This is a genomic window from Cryobacterium sp. Hz7 (genome assembly GCF_004402815.1).
Classification (GTDB): domain Bacteria; phylum Actinomycetota; class Actinomycetes; order Actinomycetales; family Microbacteriaceae; genus Cryobacterium; species Cryobacterium sandaracinum.
The window spans coordinates 1-16,031 of the sequence record NZ_SOFB01000021.1; the positions used below are offsets into that span (position 1 = coordinate 1).

The window sequence follows — 16,031 nt, forward strand, 5'->3', positions numbered from 1 at the left end:
ATGAGGGCCTCCGTTGCATCGTGTTGAGTGTGGTAACCCAATCGATACCGGAGGTCCTCACCTTTTTAGCTCACGCCACGCTCACAACCTGTGTGGGAACAACAGCTAGTCCAGTCGCGGAGCACAGTGACGAGTTCTTCATCGGTCATCGCAAAATCCTTGCAAACAGCAACATTCGGAGCTTCCGTCGTTGCGATTGGTCCAGGCTTCGGGCTGCACCCGGTGACAAGACAAACCACCATAACAACTCTCGCGATTGCCTGGGCGACTCTCATGCCGAAGACTCTATCGGCTTGCATTCCACGGCGACTTCCCTTAGGCATTTCTTCTCGCGAATGGATGCGGGCACTTTCATGACCCCTGACGCAGGTACCCCGTCCACGGCTAGTTCCGTGACCTTCGTCGGCGACGGCGCTAATCCGTTATCGTTTTGCGTTTTGCGTTTTGCGTTTTGCGTTTTGAGTGTTGCGTGTTGCGTGTTGCGTATTGCGTATTGCGTATTGCGTATTGCGTATTGCGTATTGCGTATTGCGTTTCTTTCGATACGTTATAGACATGAGCATCCCCGAAGCCACCGACGTGCGCACCTGTCGTTTCCCTGGCTGCGGCGAGCCGGTGGACGCCACACCTGGCGTTGGCCGGCCCGCCGGTTATTGCACCGACCCCGCTCACAACCGCGCCGCTGCGTGGCGGGCCCGCCACGCCGAGTCCGGTCGGGTCGAGCGCACCGTCGAGGACGACAAGCTCCCCGTCGATGCGGCCCGGCAGCGGGCGAGCGTGCTGCGGTCCCAGGTCGCCGGGATGGTCGAGCACCTGCAGCAGCAGTTGGTCGTCCTTGTCGACGAGCTCCGCACCGTCGCGGACCCGGACGCGGCCGAAGCACAGATCGAAGCCGTCACCTCTGACGCGGCCGAGCAGGTCGCCACGGCGGCCGCCCGTGCCAACCGGGCCGAGACCGCTACCCGCAAGGCCGAGGCCGAGCGCTCCGAAGCCGACGCGGCAGCCGAGGAATCAGCTGCCTTGGTCGACGAGCTCCGCACGACCCTGGCCGCGCTCGAGCAGCGTGCCGCCACCCTCGAGAGCGACCTGGTCACTGCGGTCGAGGACAACGTACGGGCGACCGCCGAGATCACCGCCCTCACAGACACGGTGGCCGCTCTGACCATCGAGAACGCGGCCGCGACCGCACAGCTCACCGAAGCCCGGGAGCTCGCCACTGCGGCCACAACGGCCAAGGACGAGGCCCTGGCAGCCGCGCGCGACGCGATCGCGCAGGCCGCCGCCGCGATCGGACGCGCCGAGCGGGCCGAGACGGATGCTGCGAGCACCCGGGACCTGCTCGATCAGGCCCGGACGGAGCGCGAGAGCGCCCGGGCGGAAGCGCTCGTGCTGACCGGGCGCCTGGCCACGGTCAGCAGCGAACGCGACAGTGCCACGGCCGAGGCAGCGAGGGAGCGTTCCTACGCCGAGCAGCGCGTCACTGACGTGCTCGCCGCCTACGAGCAGCAGATGGCCCTGCTGCGCGCTGAGTTGGAGCAGTTGCGCACAGGTGTGGGCGAGTAACGCACCAGCGCACCAGCGCAGAAGCACAGGCGCCACACCCCACATGGTGGACCGCGACCCCAATCCCACACGCAGCCCCTCTACAAAGCTCTTTGGGCAACTGCCATCCAGCGCGTCCGCACTGCCGCGATCTCGTTCGGTGGGCATCTCCCCTAGGGCTTCCCCTTACTGGGTGAGTCGTTGGCGGCCTGTCACGCATCGAGGTGACGGCTCAGCCACGCGAGTAGTCGCGTTCCCTGCTCAATGAACTGGGCGTTACTCATCGGTACGGGCATGGCTCTGAGCCCACCGAGAACGGCGGTCGCGGCCGGGATGAGTGCGATCCACCAGCGTGCTACCACGAGCACAGTCTGCGCATGGATTAGCGGGTGAGCTCCAGTCTGATTGCAGATCCAAGCATGTCCATCACGTCGTTTACTTGGTGACCGAACGCCGCCATTTTCCGGAATGAATGGTCTTCAAGTTCCTCGCCGCGAAGCTCTTCAAATTCCTTGGGCAGAAAGGTGTGTGCCGAGCAGGCGGCGGTGAACCTAGAAACTCCATCGCGAAGGTCGTCGCTTAGAACGCGACTCACCAAGCGATTGACGTTCACTCCATTGGAGTGCATCTCGTCGGACCAGTCGTTTGGCAGTTGGGTGTAATTCGACTCCCGCGCTTGCATGTGATCGAAGTGCATCGCCCGCCCCGTCAGTCGCGCCTCTAGCTGCACTGCATCCTGGAGCTCCAGCAGCGTATCCAGCTGAAACCGGTTCTTCCGCTCATTGGATGCCGCTGACTGCTCGCGGTCAGCTCTCGCCCTATCCTGCTCGGCTTGTCTCCGATCACGGCGACTTTCGTTGCGCCCTGCCAAGAAGTAGCCCCCGAGGGAGGCCATCAGTGTCGTTGCTGCAAGCAGCACTTGATTTCCAAAGGTTATGTCCACGTAGCACCCCAAGTCACGGCCATCAAACCCTTCCGCGCATGCTCAGCCAGACGCGACTTACCGCTCTTGATCGGAGAGGTCCTCGTGTTGGTCACGCTACCGTCTAATTCGATCGCCGGAAGACTGATGCGCTCGAGCACGGACTTCGTCGTCTGAATTCGTGACCAGGTGATCAGCGGTGCGAATGCCTGGCGGTCAGGATCGGCCCGCCTCTGGCAACCCCGGGCTCGGAATGGGTACGTCCAGCACGGCTTGGGCGGTGAAGGCACACGAACCGGTCGCTGGAGCAGGTCGATGCGGTCCGCGTAGTCCCAAGCCCATTGCAACCACTTGAGCGTTGATGTGCGCTTGTCGTCGTCTACGTCGGCAAGGGCTCTCTGCTCCACCTCCCCTGCACAGTCGCGGATGGCGGCGACCTCGCGCCACTTGGCCTTCAAAGAACTCGGAGTCACCCCCGCCTCGGAACTCGTCAACCTGCCGGGCGGCAGCGAGGTCCTCGTCGCCGGGGTCCGCCGCGCCACCCACACTCCCCCGATGCGAAGCGGCAAACGCGTCGTCTTCCTCTCCCTCGACGAGGGCAGCGGGTTGGTCTCCAATGTGGTGTTCTTCCACGACGCGCAGGCTGCGATCGGGGCCGTGTTCCGCACCCACTACGTCCTGATCCGCGGCCGCACCCGACGCACCGGCGCCCGCGGAGTGTCGGTGACCGGCGAGCAAATGTGGGACCTGCTGGACGTGGCAGGGAAAGTCCGGGCACGCCAGGCCGTGGAGCGGGAACAGGAACGGGTTGTAGTCGAGGCGGTGGCCGCGGACAACGTCATTCAGATGTGGAGGCGGAGGGCGTGAGTTGCTCGTTTACAATCCCCCACGTACTTCTCAGGCGATGGATGTGTTTGACGATCCGCGCCAACGCCGATCAGTACCCAGGTGAGCGGTCGCCTGAGGTGGTTGTTCGACCGAAGGAGGTGCAGCCGGCTGAGCGGCGGCAGGTGAGCTGTTTTGGCTGGTGAGGCTGGTCGCATCAGAAAGACGGGAGACCAGCGTCGCCTCGGGTTCCTCTCACGACCACACCCAGCCAAGGCGTCGTCGGAGTTGCCGTCGGGCCACGGTGGGTGGCGACTTGAGGCCGGACTGATCCATACCGATGGGCATCGCGCAGAAGAGCCCCGCGAGGCGAAGCAACAGAGCTGATTGGTATTCAGAGAAACTCAGCGTGAATCCGTGAGCAGAAAGGTTACGGAGGTTCATACCAGGCGACAGGAGTGTCACTCGGAGTGCTCGATCCCAGTCGGGGTCCAGATCCCGTTTTGCGAGTGCGTCGACGTAGAAATCCATCGCAGGAAACCGGCCCGGGGATTCGCCACGCTGAGTTCGATAAAGGGGTTCGTCGAGCCTGAGGAGTAGTTCACGCGCAGCTCTTTCAATAAGTGGAATGGACAGGCGGGCCGAATCGGAAAACTTACTAGCCCAATGAAGCGCAACCGCCTCCTCGAAATGCTTGGCAAGCGGCGGATCAGCCGAGAAACTGTCCACCATCCAGTTCGCAATTCGATCAGCCCGCGGTGGGGAAAAACGGTCGCGAATATGCGCCAGTTCGAGCGCGAGAAGGATCGAAGAGATGTTGAGCGCGATTGTCTCAGTCCTAACAATCTCTTCCATCATGAAATCGGCGTTAGTGCGCTCCGGAAGACCATGCGAACCGTAGACCGTCCGAGTGACAAGTGCTCTTATAGAGCCCGAAGCGGCACGCTCGGCCGTCCTGACGTTCGCCTCATGATCTCCCGCCGGAGAACTTCCGGCGAGGAATACCATCAGCCCGTGTTCCCAGTTTCGTGCACGACGGTATCTCCGAAGATGTGCCCGAAAAAAATTCTTGGACATCGGCAGATTGAACCCCGCGGTCTTCCATCCCATCGAGTCATGGTCCACGGTCTGCATGATCAACACTGCAGCATCCTTCAGCTCGGGCAGACCGTAAGACTTTGCGAGGTCGGCTGCTGTTTGCGCGTATTGCATCTTCACCATCCCCCGCTCAGCAGAGTCGGCGAACGCCAAGTATTGCTTCACGTGCCAGCGCCTGCTGATTTCCAGCTCCGTGGCGTTCTCTGCGAGCCGCGCGATTGTCTTAGCAAGCTCGTCAACGAGGCTCATTGGCGAATCTCCGAGTGCAAAGAGCTGACTGCGTACCGACTCACGCTCGCCGGCTGCGAACACTCCATCCCGTGGGGGAACCGAAAGCGCGGCCAGGAGACTTAGCGCTGGGCCGATCGTCGCTATGTCGTTGCCGAAAGTCTCGCTCCAACGGTGCATTGCCACGCGCACGGGACCTTCATCCGCCATTCCACGAGAGCGAGCAATATTGTTAGCTCGCCCAAGTGAAAGCGCGGCCTGGTGAGCGGAAAAATCGCCAAACTCGACAGCCTTCAAGTACAGGCCGATCGTCGAGGCCGCGTGCTCAGGGGTCGTCTTCACCCGGGCGGTGAGGAGGACATCGGCAAGGTGAGCACAGATGCCTGGGTTCTCCAGGGTTGAACTCACCTCGGACCACAGAGTCCATGCGCTTGCCGGAGTTCCCGACATAGGCCGGGTGGCAGTGAAGGAAAGGCGAGATTCGACGAGTTCAACCTCACCAGCACTTTCGAATTTCTCTTGGAGCTCGTACCCAAAGATGAAGTCGACCTCCACCCGCAGCTCCTCATTCAAGTGTTTGTATTCCTCGTCGAGCCAGAGACGTTCCCAAACTTTCATAAGGTCATCCCCGGCGTCCGCAACTCTGTCGATGAGCGCGGCGACGACTTGGACATGGGACGGGGCGAACTCGTAGTCCACGAAGCCTCTTCTCGACCGCTGCGAAGCGGGGTGCGGGCGACGAGCGTTGGGCCGTCGCGTATCCAAACGCAATTTACCTTCTCATGCCGTTTGAATCGTTGGGAGCGGCAGGCAGGAGTTCAGAATTCGGATCGCACGGCGGGCACTGGCGAGGCCCCTGGGAATGGACACTTTCTCGACCCACGCGTGCAGCCATCCACCAGTGCGCGCTGGTTTGCCGTTCGGAGCCGCGCAACTTGACGGGCCTTGAAACAACGCGCGCGGCAACGGTGGCGAAGCTGTTCCGGATACCGTCAAACGCCCGATCTCGTCGCCAAGGCCGTACCGTTCAACCTGCAGCCTTCGTACCTGGCCGACAACAGCATTCACCTCGCGGCCCGAGGGTCCGTCACTGACAGGGCGGCTGGCACAATTCCGTGCTCCGGTTCGTGTGCCGCCGCCGCTGAGTCACCTTCGCTTACCGGACCCCTTCGCTCGCCCGCAGGGCGCCTGCCAGGCGTCGTGCGTACGGCTTGCACTCCTGCAGATTCGCTTGGAACCTAGGCACCAAACCTTGATCAGTGTCGTCGCTGATGTAAACCATGTTCAGGCCGTCGTGCTCAGTGAGCCACATTCCGTCTTTCGGATGAGCGCTCGAGACGTCAAGGCATAAGGGCCGAACCTTGATCCCGTGGGGCGCCAGTTGACCGAAGAGATTGGCATCCATGAGCATCGGTGGATCGTCGCATGTCACGACCATGTGACCGGTGTCCCTGCCTCCATGTAGATGATCTTCGATCTCGATGGGGCCAGCCTCCACTACTCGCTCAGTCGCTCGCCGACCCATAACGATTTGTGTCCTTGATGCAGCGTGAGTCGCGAGCAGTGAAACAGGCCGTGCCGTGAGCTCGTATCCGAGCAACCTCCCGGTCTCTTGAAGGAGGGCCGCAGCACCAGCGCAGTCCTGGATCGTCCCATACAACTGCCCGATCTCCTCCACCGCGCGGCGGAGAAGGTCGATAGGGACTCGAGACTCGGTGATGGCGCTCACAGCGCGCTCCAGACTGCGTTCGCGCTTGTTCCGGCTGGCTTTGCCCAATTCGTTCCTATTCTGTAACTGCGGAGTCGAGCGCAGTGGGGGCGGTATGGTTCAGCGCTTGCAGGAGCTTCAAATCGAGCTGCTCCGGTGTCCAGGGATTCTCGGAACGCAGCAAGTTTCCCAGAAGCAGACGAAGCAGTAGTGCGGCGATGTCCTGAGCTGGGTACGGCACCTCTTCGATCCTGATCATGCTGGTCTTTCGGACTCGCCCGTGCACGATCTTCGACCGATGCTCATAGACCTTCTTGACCAGTCCATAGACGATCTGCGGCGGGTAGTCCGCCGTTAATGCCGCGGCAGCGCGTTGCGCCATCCGGTGCGTCATTTCCTCGCGATCATTATTGCTGAGCAGTAAGGCCTCCATGCCAATCGTGGCGTCGAGTGTCTTGTCCTCGTCGTCATCTCGCAGGACAGCGCGCATGGCTCTTCGCGCAGCTAGCTGCACGTTTGCAGGAGAACTCTCCAAAGCCGTGAACATCACAGGAATTTCGTCCAAGAGCGCCTGACTCACAGCGACCTTGTCTTCGTTCCATCCACCCGCGTCAAACTCGTCTGGGTAGCGGTGGTATTTCGCGATCTTCCAAATCGCCGGCAGATCGTGCTCCCACTCGTCGGCCCAGTCCACGGGCCTCACATAGGCCTGCGCGTACCCTGTGTCTCGTGCTGTCGCAATATGCAGACACTGAATCACCCGATCTACCCTGTTTAGGTCGATCTCGTTGCGTCTGAAACGCCTGTCGAAGTAGTCCCGATTATCGAACTTGACGTTCCTGACTACTACTGCGTGCGTCGCCGCCGCGACGACGAGTGCAGATACGCGGTCTCCCGAAAGGATCGGCTCAGCACGTGCTCGTTGCATATCAGCGTCGATTGGCTCGATCCAGATGTCCTCCGTGATCTGAAATGTTTCGTTGGTTTTTAGGGCGGTTAGAGCAATAGGCACGATCAGGTCGCCAATTAGTTCGTCAGCGAATCGCGCCCTTTCTAGAGCGAGGTAGATCGATAGTAGGTCCTCGTCCGACTCAGCGCCCGTTGCTTCGGCCCGGGCTATGAGGTGCATCACAAATCGCACGTATTCGAATTTGACCTGCTCTATGCGTTTGACCGAGTCTTGCTCACCGCTCGCCAACAAGCTGATGCTCTGCTCGAATTTCACGTCGGACATCGCTATTTCGCTAACGACATTGCAGGCACTGATCAACTCGGGCACCTCGTCCAAAGCGATCTGGGCAAACGTCCCAACGCTGACACCAAACATGTAGCCCCAGTTGACCGGTGCCGACTTCGAAATCCCGATGTGCTCTCGGCGCGTGGCAGTCGACCAGCCGTGACTATTCGTCTCTGACGTGATTACGTCCCTGCGAGGTACATACTTTCCAGTCTTTAGATATTGGTGTGCTCGTGCCCGCGCAGCGTGCACAGCGGGCAGAGTCACCGACCAAAGGTCGGTTCTAAGAGGGGCGGTCACACGATCATTCTCGTCCACTTGATACCGGTTGCTGAACAGCGCTGGATTCGTCTCTCGTGCACAAGGCCCAGATCAAAGTCGCTCTCCGCGAATTCCTCGATGCAGCGGTCCGAGCCCATGCCCGAGGGCGCGCTGTCAGGGAGAGGGCCATCAAGCGAACCGAACGATGCGGCACTCGGGGCAGCACCAGTAGGGGCCTTCATCTGTGCCCTCGATCACCATGGGCACCAGGCATCGTTCGCAGTTCGGCACACCCAGCTCGTCGTCCATGTCGGACACACTACGCGCACCCGTGTTCGATCATCAGATGCGCCAGCAGGACGCGATACCTGGCCGCAGCGGGTTCCACGCGGCACGTGAGGAGGCCCCTTTCGCATGCTCTTACACGTGATCGGAGTCGCAGCAATCGGCCCGCCAACGCAAGGTCAGCACCCTCAACATCGCCACCCTCGGCTCCCTCCTCGAATGGCGTGCCATCGTCTTCAGCTCTAAATGCCGACCCATCATGGTCAATACCGTCCCCTGGTTCCGCGACAAAACCCTCACCACCACGATCAACCGCATCCCGACCAGGACACCGAATCTCGCACCGACGCCTATCGCCGTGCCGGACGACACCGCTGCAGCGGAGGTTGCGGCCCGTGGCTGGGTATGACGACGACAACTCGTCAGACCTCAGAGGCCGCGGTCCACGTACGCCAAATGTTCCTCGACTGGCTCACCCGTCACCTCGCCACCGTCGAGGTCGTCGGCACCAAACCGACTCCGTGGTGCGCCCAGTGGTGGCTGCACCCGGAGGTCGTTGCCCGGTTTAAGGCCCTCTGGCAGGCCAGCATGCAAGCTGACGCCAGCGTCATGGACGGCGACGCCGGCGCCGTGTCATCGTGGTGGATCAACCACTGGGACCGCCATACCGCCGTCATCTTGGACACAAGTAACGGGCCCTTCCGCAACTGCGATCCCGACCAAGGACACCTCCATCGCCGCAAGGACACAACCGCCCCGATCGTGCCGACGTCGATGCCGCCTGACGACGTGGAGCTGTAAAGGAATTGTCCTGGACGGACGGCGAGCCAAGCCTCTTCCCGCACCGTCAACAGTCAGTCGATGACTCGTAGGACTAGCTCCGCTACCCAGGGATGGCGGACCTCAATAGTGGGCATGGGCCCCGGCCGCGGACACCCTCTATGGGCAACGCACGTGCACGTCTGTTTGGACGGTGCCCAAGGACCCCAATGCGCCTGCACGGTCACGAGCCGCGCCGACATTTCTCTCCCTACCGACGCACATTCTCCACGGCGTGTAACAGGCCCAGCTCGTCCCTGACTGGGTTGCCTTCCCAGTCACCTTCGACCGTGCACGCGAAAGCTCCGACGGTCGCGGCTGTCAGCAGCCGTTCCTCCGGGGTCACCCCGCGCAGTAGGTCAGAAAGATAGCCTGCGACAAAGGCGTCACCCGCGCCCACAGTGTCAACCGCGCGCACCGGGATGGCCGGCTGTTCGAAGTACTCCCCATGGATAAGGGCGACGGATCCGCGTGCTCCGAGCTTGATTACGGCATGTCGCGGTCCGAGTTCAGCGAGAGCTGATGCCTGGTCGCGTGGAGTTCCCGGGCCTACGACAAGCGCGGCTTCATCATCGCCGGCGAATACCAGGTCCGCCTGCTCGGTGAGGCGGCGGAAGGCCGCTGCCGCTGCCGGAGGTGCCCACAGAGCCGAACGGTAGTTGTAATCGAATGAGACCAGGGTGCCGGCCTCCTTCGCGCATGAGACGGCGAAATCAACTGCGTCAGCCGCTGATGCGGAGAGCCCGGCGGTGATGCCGGTGACGTGCAGAATTTTTGCCGATGAGATCGCCACCGTATCGACGTCCGAGGGGGAGAGCCGTGAACCTGCGCTGCCCGAGCGGTAGTACACGACCTTGATCGAATCTGCGGTTCGTCGTTCCTTGATCATGAGACCCGTTGGGGCAATCGGGTCGATGATGCCGTGCACGACGACCCCCTCGGCGCGTAATTCCCGGAGTACTCGCTCTCCTAGGCTGTCAGCGCCGACACGACCGATCCAAGTCACAGACGTGCCGAGACGGCGCAAAGCAATAGCGCAATTGCTCTCTGCGCCACCAACGGACAAGCCAAGGGCCGATTGATGCGCGAGAGAACCCGTGGCGTTCGCCTTGATGAGCGCCATGGTTTCGCCGAGGGTGACAACGTCAATGTCTCGCGTCATGCTCGCACCGACGAGCGTGCAGCGACGGCCTCGAGGACGCTTGCGGTCAATGTCCTGGCTCGCTCCTCGAGTGCGCCGAGGTCGCCACCCGAGAACGCATCCCCTAGAAGAGGGCTGCCTAGACTCACGGCACAGGCCCCGGCCGCGATCCACGCAGGCGCCTCCTCTAGGGTTACACCGCCGGAAGGGACGATCTCCATCCGCGGGAAGGGTCCCCAAATCAGGCTGAGATATCCAATCCCCACTCTTGAAGCTGGGAACACTTTCACTGCCGTGGCGCCTGCCTGCCAGCCCGAAAACAACTCTGACGGAGTCATTCCACCGGGAAATACAGGAACACCCCGGTCGACGCAAGTGCGCACGACGTCAGGATTCGTCGTAGGAGTCACAATGAATTGCGCGCCTAGATCTAGACACTCCACCGCCTGGGCGACGTCCACGATCGTGCCAACACCGATTTCAACGTCTCCGCCGAAGCGGGCGAGCAGTGCAGGTAGTTCTTCGACCACACCCTCGGTACTGAGCGTCAGCTCAATCGACCGCACACCGCCTGTGGCGAGTGCTTCGATCACGGGCGCGAACTCACGTGCATGACTTGCCCTGAGCACGGCCAGAACCGGTGTCGCGGCGAGCAGGGTGGAAACGGCGGGCCTCTGAATATTCACTAACGTGCCATCCATCCGCCGTCGACCGGAATGACCACACCGTGGACGTAATCCGATGCGCGTGAGGCGAGGAAAATCGCCGCACCGGCGATATCGTCGGCAGCTCCCCACCGACCGGCCGGAATTCGCGCTGAGATCTGCCCGCTACGTTCTTCATCTGCCAGGAGGGCGGAATTCATTTCTGTGGCGAAGTAGCCCGGAGCGATCGCATTGACGTTGACTCCGCGAGCCGCCCATTCGTTGCACAGTGCCTTGGTCAATTGGGCGACGGCTCCTTTGGACGCCGCATATGCGGGAACACGCAGTCCGCCTTGAAAAGAGAGGAGCGAAGCTAGGTTGATGACTTTTCCTTCGCCCCGCTCCAGCATGGCGGCGCCGAATCCTGTGCACAGTTGAAAGACTGCGCGGAGGTTGACGTTCATCACTGCGTCGAAGTCGTCGAGGGGGAACACCACTGCGTCGTGCCGCACCTGAGTGCCGGCGTTATTGACCAGAATGTCGACGTGGTTTGAGGCGAGGACGACGCGGATCGCTTCGGCGATTGACTCGCTCTCCGACAGGTCCACGCTGATTCGCGTGACACGGCGCCCCGTCGCGGCAGCCAGGCTCAGCAGAGACTCTGGAATGTCGCCACGCTGCAGGGCGATGACATCAGAACCGGCACCAACAAGGCCTGATGCAATTGCCAATCCGATGCCCCGAGAGGCTCCGGTCACCACGGCGGTCTTACCGGTCAGGTCGAATGCGCTCATGATGCCACCGCCTCTTGTGAACTGACGTATACCTTTAGGCAGCCCGATGCCGCCATGGCCCGCTCGAAGGCCTCCGCGACGTGATCGAGTGGAAACACCTCGACAGGGATGCGTTCCAGTCCAAGCACCCCCGATTCGATCAGCGCAACGGCTTCTTCGAAGTCAGCGCGGGTGTAGACACGCACACCAACGACTGTGTTCTCGGCAAATGTCAGTGCCTGGAGATCGACCTCAGCGGGCTTCTTGTAGACCCCGACCAGGACGATCGTTCCGAGCACACGCACGCTCTTGCCCAAGTTAGCGGCCACCGAGGGGTGGGCTGCGGAGTCGAAAACGATGTCGGCGCCCGCGCCTTCCGTTGACTGAAGGATGCACTCTACGGGGTTAGCGTTGCCCGGCACTGTCTCGAAGCCCAGGTCTGCAGCGACGAGCCGTCGCTCCTCGCTCGGTTCCGAGATCAGGATCTGCCCGGCTCCCGCGTTGCGTGCCACCAGGGCCGTCAGGATACCGATCGGCCCGGCACCGAATACCATCACTGTTTCACCGCCCGCGAGCCCGGATCGGTGCACCGCGTGCACGGCCACTGCAAGTGGTTCCGCCAACGCCGCCTCACGCAAGGGGACACGCGCGTCAATCGGAATCAGTGATTCCACGGGAAGGGCGACATATTCCGCGAGTGAACCTGGCGAGTCGATTCCATGCAGCCTCAGTTTCGTGCAGACGTGTGAGTTCCCGGCTTTACATGGGCCACAGGACCCACAGGTGACCAGCGGTTCCACGGCAACGCGAGTGCCGACAGCCGGGCTACCCTCGCTTGCTGTTTCCACTATTCCGGTGATCTCATGCCCGAGAATCGCGGGCGCGGCGGCCCGCGGATGGGTTCCATGAAGGATACTGAAGTCCGTGCCGCATAGCCCGGTGAGTTCGATTCTCACCAGGGCGTGGCCCTTGGGCACGGTCGGCATCGGGACTGTGCGCACGTGGAGGGAGTCGGGGCCGATCCACACGGCAGCTTTCATTTCATTCTTTGCGGCTGATGATGATGAGTTGGTCATACCAAGACTTCCCTGTTGAGGATGTTGCGGGGGGTGCGACCGGCGCACACCTCAATGACATTTTCGATGGTGCGAGTCTTCAACTCGCTATAGGACTCCTCGCTGTACCACGCGACGTGGGGGGTGAGCACGGCATTTTCCGCGTGCAGCAAGGGGCTGTTCGCCGGCACGGGTTCTTCCTCGAAAACATCCAGCCCCGCGCCCTTCAGCCGACCGCTCGCCAGTGCATCCACGACCGCATCCGTGTCGACGACGCCGCCCCGGCAGGTGTTGATGAGAATCGCTCCGGGCAAGAACTTCCCGAGCGCCTGAGAATCTATGAGGTGCCGGGTGGCGTCGTTTAGTGGCACGTGTACGGACACGACGTTGGCGGTGGCGTACAGCTCGTCCAAGCCAACGAGTGGGATGCCCTCACTGCTGACTGCATCAACGGGAAGTGCGGGATCATGCGCAATAACGGTGTAGCCCAGTCCACGGGCCTTGCGGGCGGTGGCGGATCCGATGAGACCGAGGCCAACGACTCCGAAAACCCTGGTGCTGATGCGGTGAAGCGGTCGAAGGTCATCAATCCGGCTATTGCCGTGACGCACCTGCCTGTCGAAACGTACGATGCCGCGTTCCAGGCTGACCGCCAGAGCGATCGCGTGATCGCTGACATCCTCGGTTCCATAGTCCGGAACGTTGCACACCGCCACACCGTGCCTTGTGGCTGCCGGCACGTCCACGGTGTCGTATCCGACCCCGTATCGGCCAATGGCTTTCAGCTGGGGCAGTGCCGCAAGCACGGTTTCCGTGATGGGCGCATATTGAACAACCAGGCCGTCCGCGTCCGTGCCGGCGGCAATCACATCGTCCTCGGTGCGGCATTGGGCGAGAACCAGTTCGACGCCGTGCGCCCGAGCCACAGCTGTTTCTTCGGCTGTCTGCGGATGGTCGCAGTCCGTGATGACTATCTTCATGCTGTCCAATCTGAGCGAAATGATTTGACAAAAAAGCTTCTCGCCGTAATGTATACCAAAAGAAAACCGGTTTTCTAGTGCTAGCTTTCTTTGGAAGGCTCACAGAGCCGGTTCAAACCCCAGCCACTTCAAAGGAGAAGACATTGACGAAACTCGACGGCAAGGTTGCATTGATCACCGGGGCTGCATCAGGTATGGGAAAGGCCATGGCCCTCGGCTACGCAGCCGAAGGCGCCCACGTCGTGATCGCTGATCTCAACGTGGAAGGCGCACAGGCAGTCGTCGCCAAGATCACGGCTGCAGGCGGGTCAGCATCTGCCCGATCGCTGAATGTGGCTGACGAGGTCCAATCCAAGGAAATTGTGGACGCCATCGTCGCTGAACACGGTTCGCTTGACATCCTGGTCAACAACGCAGGCATCGGACTCATCAAGCCCGTTTGGGAGACGACTGCGGCGGAGTGGGACCGCATCTTCAGCGTGAACGTACGCGGATTGTTTTTCCTGACGCAGGCAGCGTGCGAACCGATGCGTGCCCAGAAGAGCGGAAAGATCATCAACATGGCTTCCATCGCGGGGCGCCGCGGCGAGGCTCTCGTCGCCGCATACTGTGCATCGAAAGCCACCGTCATCTCAATCACTCAGTCTGTTGCCATGGCCATGGCTCCTTACGGAGTCAACGTGAATGCAATGGCACCCGGAATCGTTGACACACCGTACTGGAAAGAGGTCGACAAGCAGTTCGGCGAGATCACCGGTAAGTCCGAAGGAGAAACATTCCGCGACGCGGCAGCCGGAATTCCGCTCGGTCGCACTTCGGTCCCCTCAGATGTCGTCCCATTGGCCATTTTCCTGGCCGGGTCCGGCTCCGACTACATCACTGGCCAGACGTACAACGTAGAGGGCGGAATTGTCATGAGCTAACGCGCCGCGTCGCGCCGCCCCGCCCCGCTCAGACCCTGAACAACTATCGACAAAGGCCAATGATGACCAGCACTCTCTTCAGTGAAGATTCCCTCCTCTCCAGCTCACCCGCAATGCTGATCGGAGGCCAATGGACGCGGACCGAAGCCGCACGACCGGTGACGAACCCGTCGACAGGAAAGCAGATCGCCACCGTTCCGGAAGGAACAGCTGCACATCTCGAAGAGACGCTGTCGGTCGCTCGCCATGCGCAGAAGAACTGGGCGCGTAAAACCTACGCCGAACGCGGCGCAGTGCTGGAGTCTGTCGTTCGAATTGTGTCGGAACACCACGAGGAGCTTGCGCAGATCGTGGTCGCCGAACAGGGAAAGACGATCACCGAGGCGCGAGGCGAGATCGGCGGCGTGAAGGCATTCTTTGATTTTGCAATTAGTCAGAAGTACCGAAACGTAGGTGAACTTGTGGCTCCCTCAGCTCACGGCCGCCAGTTGATCGTGCGAGAAGAACCGATTGGGATCGTTGCGGCCATCATCCCCTGGAACTTCCCGGCCGCCATCTTCGCGCGGAAAGTAGCACCAGCGCTGATGGCCGGAAACGCGATTGTGCTGAAGCCGAGTGAAGAAACGCCCCTTTCAGCCATTGCGATGGCACGGGTGTGCCAGTTGGCCGGCGTGCCAGACGGCCTCATCAGCGTCATCACCGGCCCTGGTCGAGTCATCGGCGACGCAATTGTCCGCCACCCATCCGTCGGAATGGTGACCGTGACCGGCTCGACCCGGGCCGGACGACAGATTCTCGCCGCGACTGCCGAAAAGGTTATCCCGGTGTCGCTGGAACTCGGCGGCAAGGCGCCGGTTATCGTATTTGACGACGCCGACCTAGAGCTAGCGGTGCAGCAAGCCTTCGAAGCTCGGTTCTGGAACTGTGGGCAGGTGTGCACGTGCAATGAGCGCACTTACGTGCAGCGCGGTGTCTACGACGAGTTCGTGCGCCGGTTCGTCGCGAAGGTGAGGGACCTGAAGGTCGGCGATCCGCTCGATGACACGAGCCAAATGGGACCGAAGGTTTCTCAGGCGGAGTGGGACAAAGTGAAGTCGTTCGTGGACGGCGCCGTGTCTGCTGGTGCACACCTTGAAATTGGTGGTGGAAAACCAGAAGGTATGGAGGACAGCGACGGATTCTGGTTCGCTCCGACGGTACTTACCAACGTCACGAACGACATGGACATCGTCCAGCAGGAAGTCTTCGGCCCCGTGCTGCCGATCATCCCCTTCGATGACTACGACCAGGTGATCGAGTGGGCGAATTCCACAGAGTATGGCCTTACGGCCTATGTGTACACGGAGAGTATGCGAACCGCTCTGGCTGCGACCGACGATCTTGAGTTCGGGGAGGTTTATCTCAACCAGACCGGGCCCGAACAGGTGCAGGGGTTTCACACCGGGTGGAAGCTCTCCGGGCTCGGCGGCGACGACGGTGCCCACGGATTCGAGCGATACCTGCGTCGGAAGACTGTCTACCTCGATTACGCGAAGCCCTCCCGCTGACCGATAGTTTCAACCGCCAGACCGACGAACGCAACGACATGAG

General features: G+C 61.3%; 15 protein-coding genes. 6 read left to right on the plus strand and 9 right to left on the minus strand.

The genetic code is table 11. From position 1 onward, the window contains the following. Positions 1-555 precede the first annotated feature (555 nt). Positions 556-1,563: a hypothetical protein gene (locus E3N86_RS04585; RefSeq protein ID WP_134511421.1), complete on the plus strand. Its 1,008-nt coding sequence runs from the start codon at positions 556-558 to the stop codon at positions 1,561-1,563. Positions 1,564-1,754: 191 nt separating this feature from the next. Here the strand turns inward: E3N86_RS04585 and E3N86_RS16730 are convergent, their stop codons facing one another. Continuing rightward, on the minus strand, positions 1,755-1,904 hold the full coding sequence (locus tag E3N86_RS16730) for a hypothetical protein (protein ID WP_166785005.1): 150 nt from the start codon (positions 1,902-1,904) through the stop codon (positions 1,755-1,757). Between the two features lie 20 nt (positions 1,905-1,924). Beyond that, positions 1,925-2,485 carry a hypothetical protein gene (locus tag E3N86_RS04590; RefSeq protein WP_134420030.1) on the minus strand — a complete coding sequence of 187 codons (561 nt, stop codon included), beginning with the start codon at positions 2,483-2,485 and terminating at the stop codon, positions 1,925-1,927. A gap of 405 nt (positions 2,486-2,890) precedes the next feature. On the opposite strand from E3N86_RS04590, the gene E3N86_RS04595 reads away from it, so the two are divergent. Continuing rightward, the gene (locus E3N86_RS04595) at positions 2,891-3,331 is read left to right on the plus strand and encodes a hypothetical protein (RefSeq protein ID WP_134511423.1); all 441 of its coding nucleotides are present in this window, start codon (positions 2,891-2,893) and stop codon (positions 3,329-3,331) included. 213 nt (positions 3,332-3,544) lie between these two features. On the opposite strand, the gene E3N86_RS04600 is transcribed toward E3N86_RS04595, so the two are convergent. Together E3N86_RS04600 and E3N86_RS04605 are read right to left on the minus strand one after the other, a co-directional pair. Continuing rightward, complete coding sequence (locus E3N86_RS04600; RefSeq protein ID WP_134511424.1) at positions 3,545-5,314, minus strand: hypothetical protein; 1,770 nt, start codon at positions 5,312-5,314, stop codon at positions 3,545-3,547. A 1,085-nt stretch (positions 5,315-6,399) separates the two neighbouring features. Further along, positions 6,400-7,650: a HEPN domain-containing protein gene (locus E3N86_RS04605; RefSeq protein ID WP_134511425.1), complete on the minus strand. Its 1,251-nt coding sequence runs from the start codon at positions 7,648-7,650 to the stop codon at positions 6,400-6,402. A gap of 715 nt (positions 7,651-8,365) precedes the next feature. On the opposite strand from E3N86_RS04605, the gene E3N86_RS16735 reads away from it, so the two are divergent. Then, complete coding sequence (locus E3N86_RS16735) at positions 8,366-8,515, plus strand: hypothetical protein (RefSeq protein WP_166785006.1); 150 nt, start codon at positions 8,366-8,368, stop codon at positions 8,513-8,515. Continuing rightward, positions 8,512-8,907: a DUF4913 domain-containing protein gene (locus E3N86_RS04610; RefSeq protein WP_166785007.1), complete on the plus strand. Its 396-nt coding sequence runs from the start codon at positions 8,512-8,514 to the stop codon at positions 8,905-8,907. The genes E3N86_RS16735 and E3N86_RS04610 overlap by 4 nt, the downstream gene beginning before the upstream one ends. Before the next feature lie 229 nt (positions 8,908-9,136). Here E3N86_RS04610 and E3N86_RS04615 read toward each other — a convergent pair whose 3' ends face one another. The 5 genes from E3N86_RS04615 to E3N86_RS04635 are packed head-to-tail and all read right to left on the minus strand — an operon-like array spanning position 9,137 to position 13,518. Beyond that, positions 9,137-10,087 carry a sugar kinase gene (locus E3N86_RS04615; RefSeq protein ID WP_198412874.1) on the minus strand — a complete coding sequence of 317 codons (951 nt, stop codon included), beginning with the start codon at positions 10,085-10,087 and terminating at the stop codon, positions 9,137-9,139. Further along, positions 10,084-10,752: a bifunctional 4-hydroxy-2-oxoglutarate aldolase/2-dehydro-3-deoxy-phosphogluconate aldolase gene (locus E3N86_RS04620; RefSeq protein ID WP_241985947.1), complete on the minus strand. Its 669-nt coding sequence runs from the start codon at positions 10,750-10,752 to the stop codon at positions 10,084-10,086. The genes E3N86_RS04615 and E3N86_RS04620 overlap by 4 nt, the downstream gene beginning before the upstream one ends. Beyond that, positions 10,752-11,504 (minus strand): SDR family oxidoreductase, encoded by a 753-nt coding sequence (locus E3N86_RS04625; protein ID WP_304990860.1) that lies wholly within the window; start codon positions 11,502-11,504, stop codon positions 10,752-10,754. Before E3N86_RS04625 ends, E3N86_RS04620 begins: the two co-directional genes overlap by 1 nt. After that, complete coding sequence (locus E3N86_RS04630) at positions 11,501-12,559, minus strand: zinc-binding dehydrogenase (protein ID WP_166785008.1); 1,059 nt, start codon at positions 12,557-12,559, stop codon at positions 11,501-11,503. The genes E3N86_RS04625 and E3N86_RS04630 overlap by 4 nt, the downstream gene beginning before the upstream one ends. Next, positions 12,556-13,518, minus strand: coding sequence for a C-terminal binding protein (locus E3N86_RS04635; protein ID WP_134511429.1), 963 nt, complete (start codon positions 13,516-13,518; stop codon positions 12,556-12,558). Before E3N86_RS04635 ends, E3N86_RS04630 begins: the two co-directional genes overlap by 4 nt. A 143-nt stretch (positions 13,519-13,661) precedes the next feature. Between E3N86_RS04635 and E3N86_RS04640 the strand changes: the two genes are divergently transcribed. Beyond that, a complete protein-coding gene (locus E3N86_RS04640; protein ID WP_198412875.1) occupies positions 13,662-14,441 on the plus strand; it encodes a glucose 1-dehydrogenase in 780 nt (259 codons plus the stop codon). 59 nt (positions 14,442-14,500) lie between these two features. Further along, the gene (locus E3N86_RS04645) at positions 14,501-15,988 is read left to right on the plus strand and encodes an aldehyde dehydrogenase family protein (RefSeq protein WP_198412876.1); all 1,488 of its coding nucleotides are present in this window, start codon (positions 14,501-14,503) and stop codon (positions 15,986-15,988) included. The last annotated feature ends 43 nt before the right edge of the window (positions 15,989-16,031 follow it).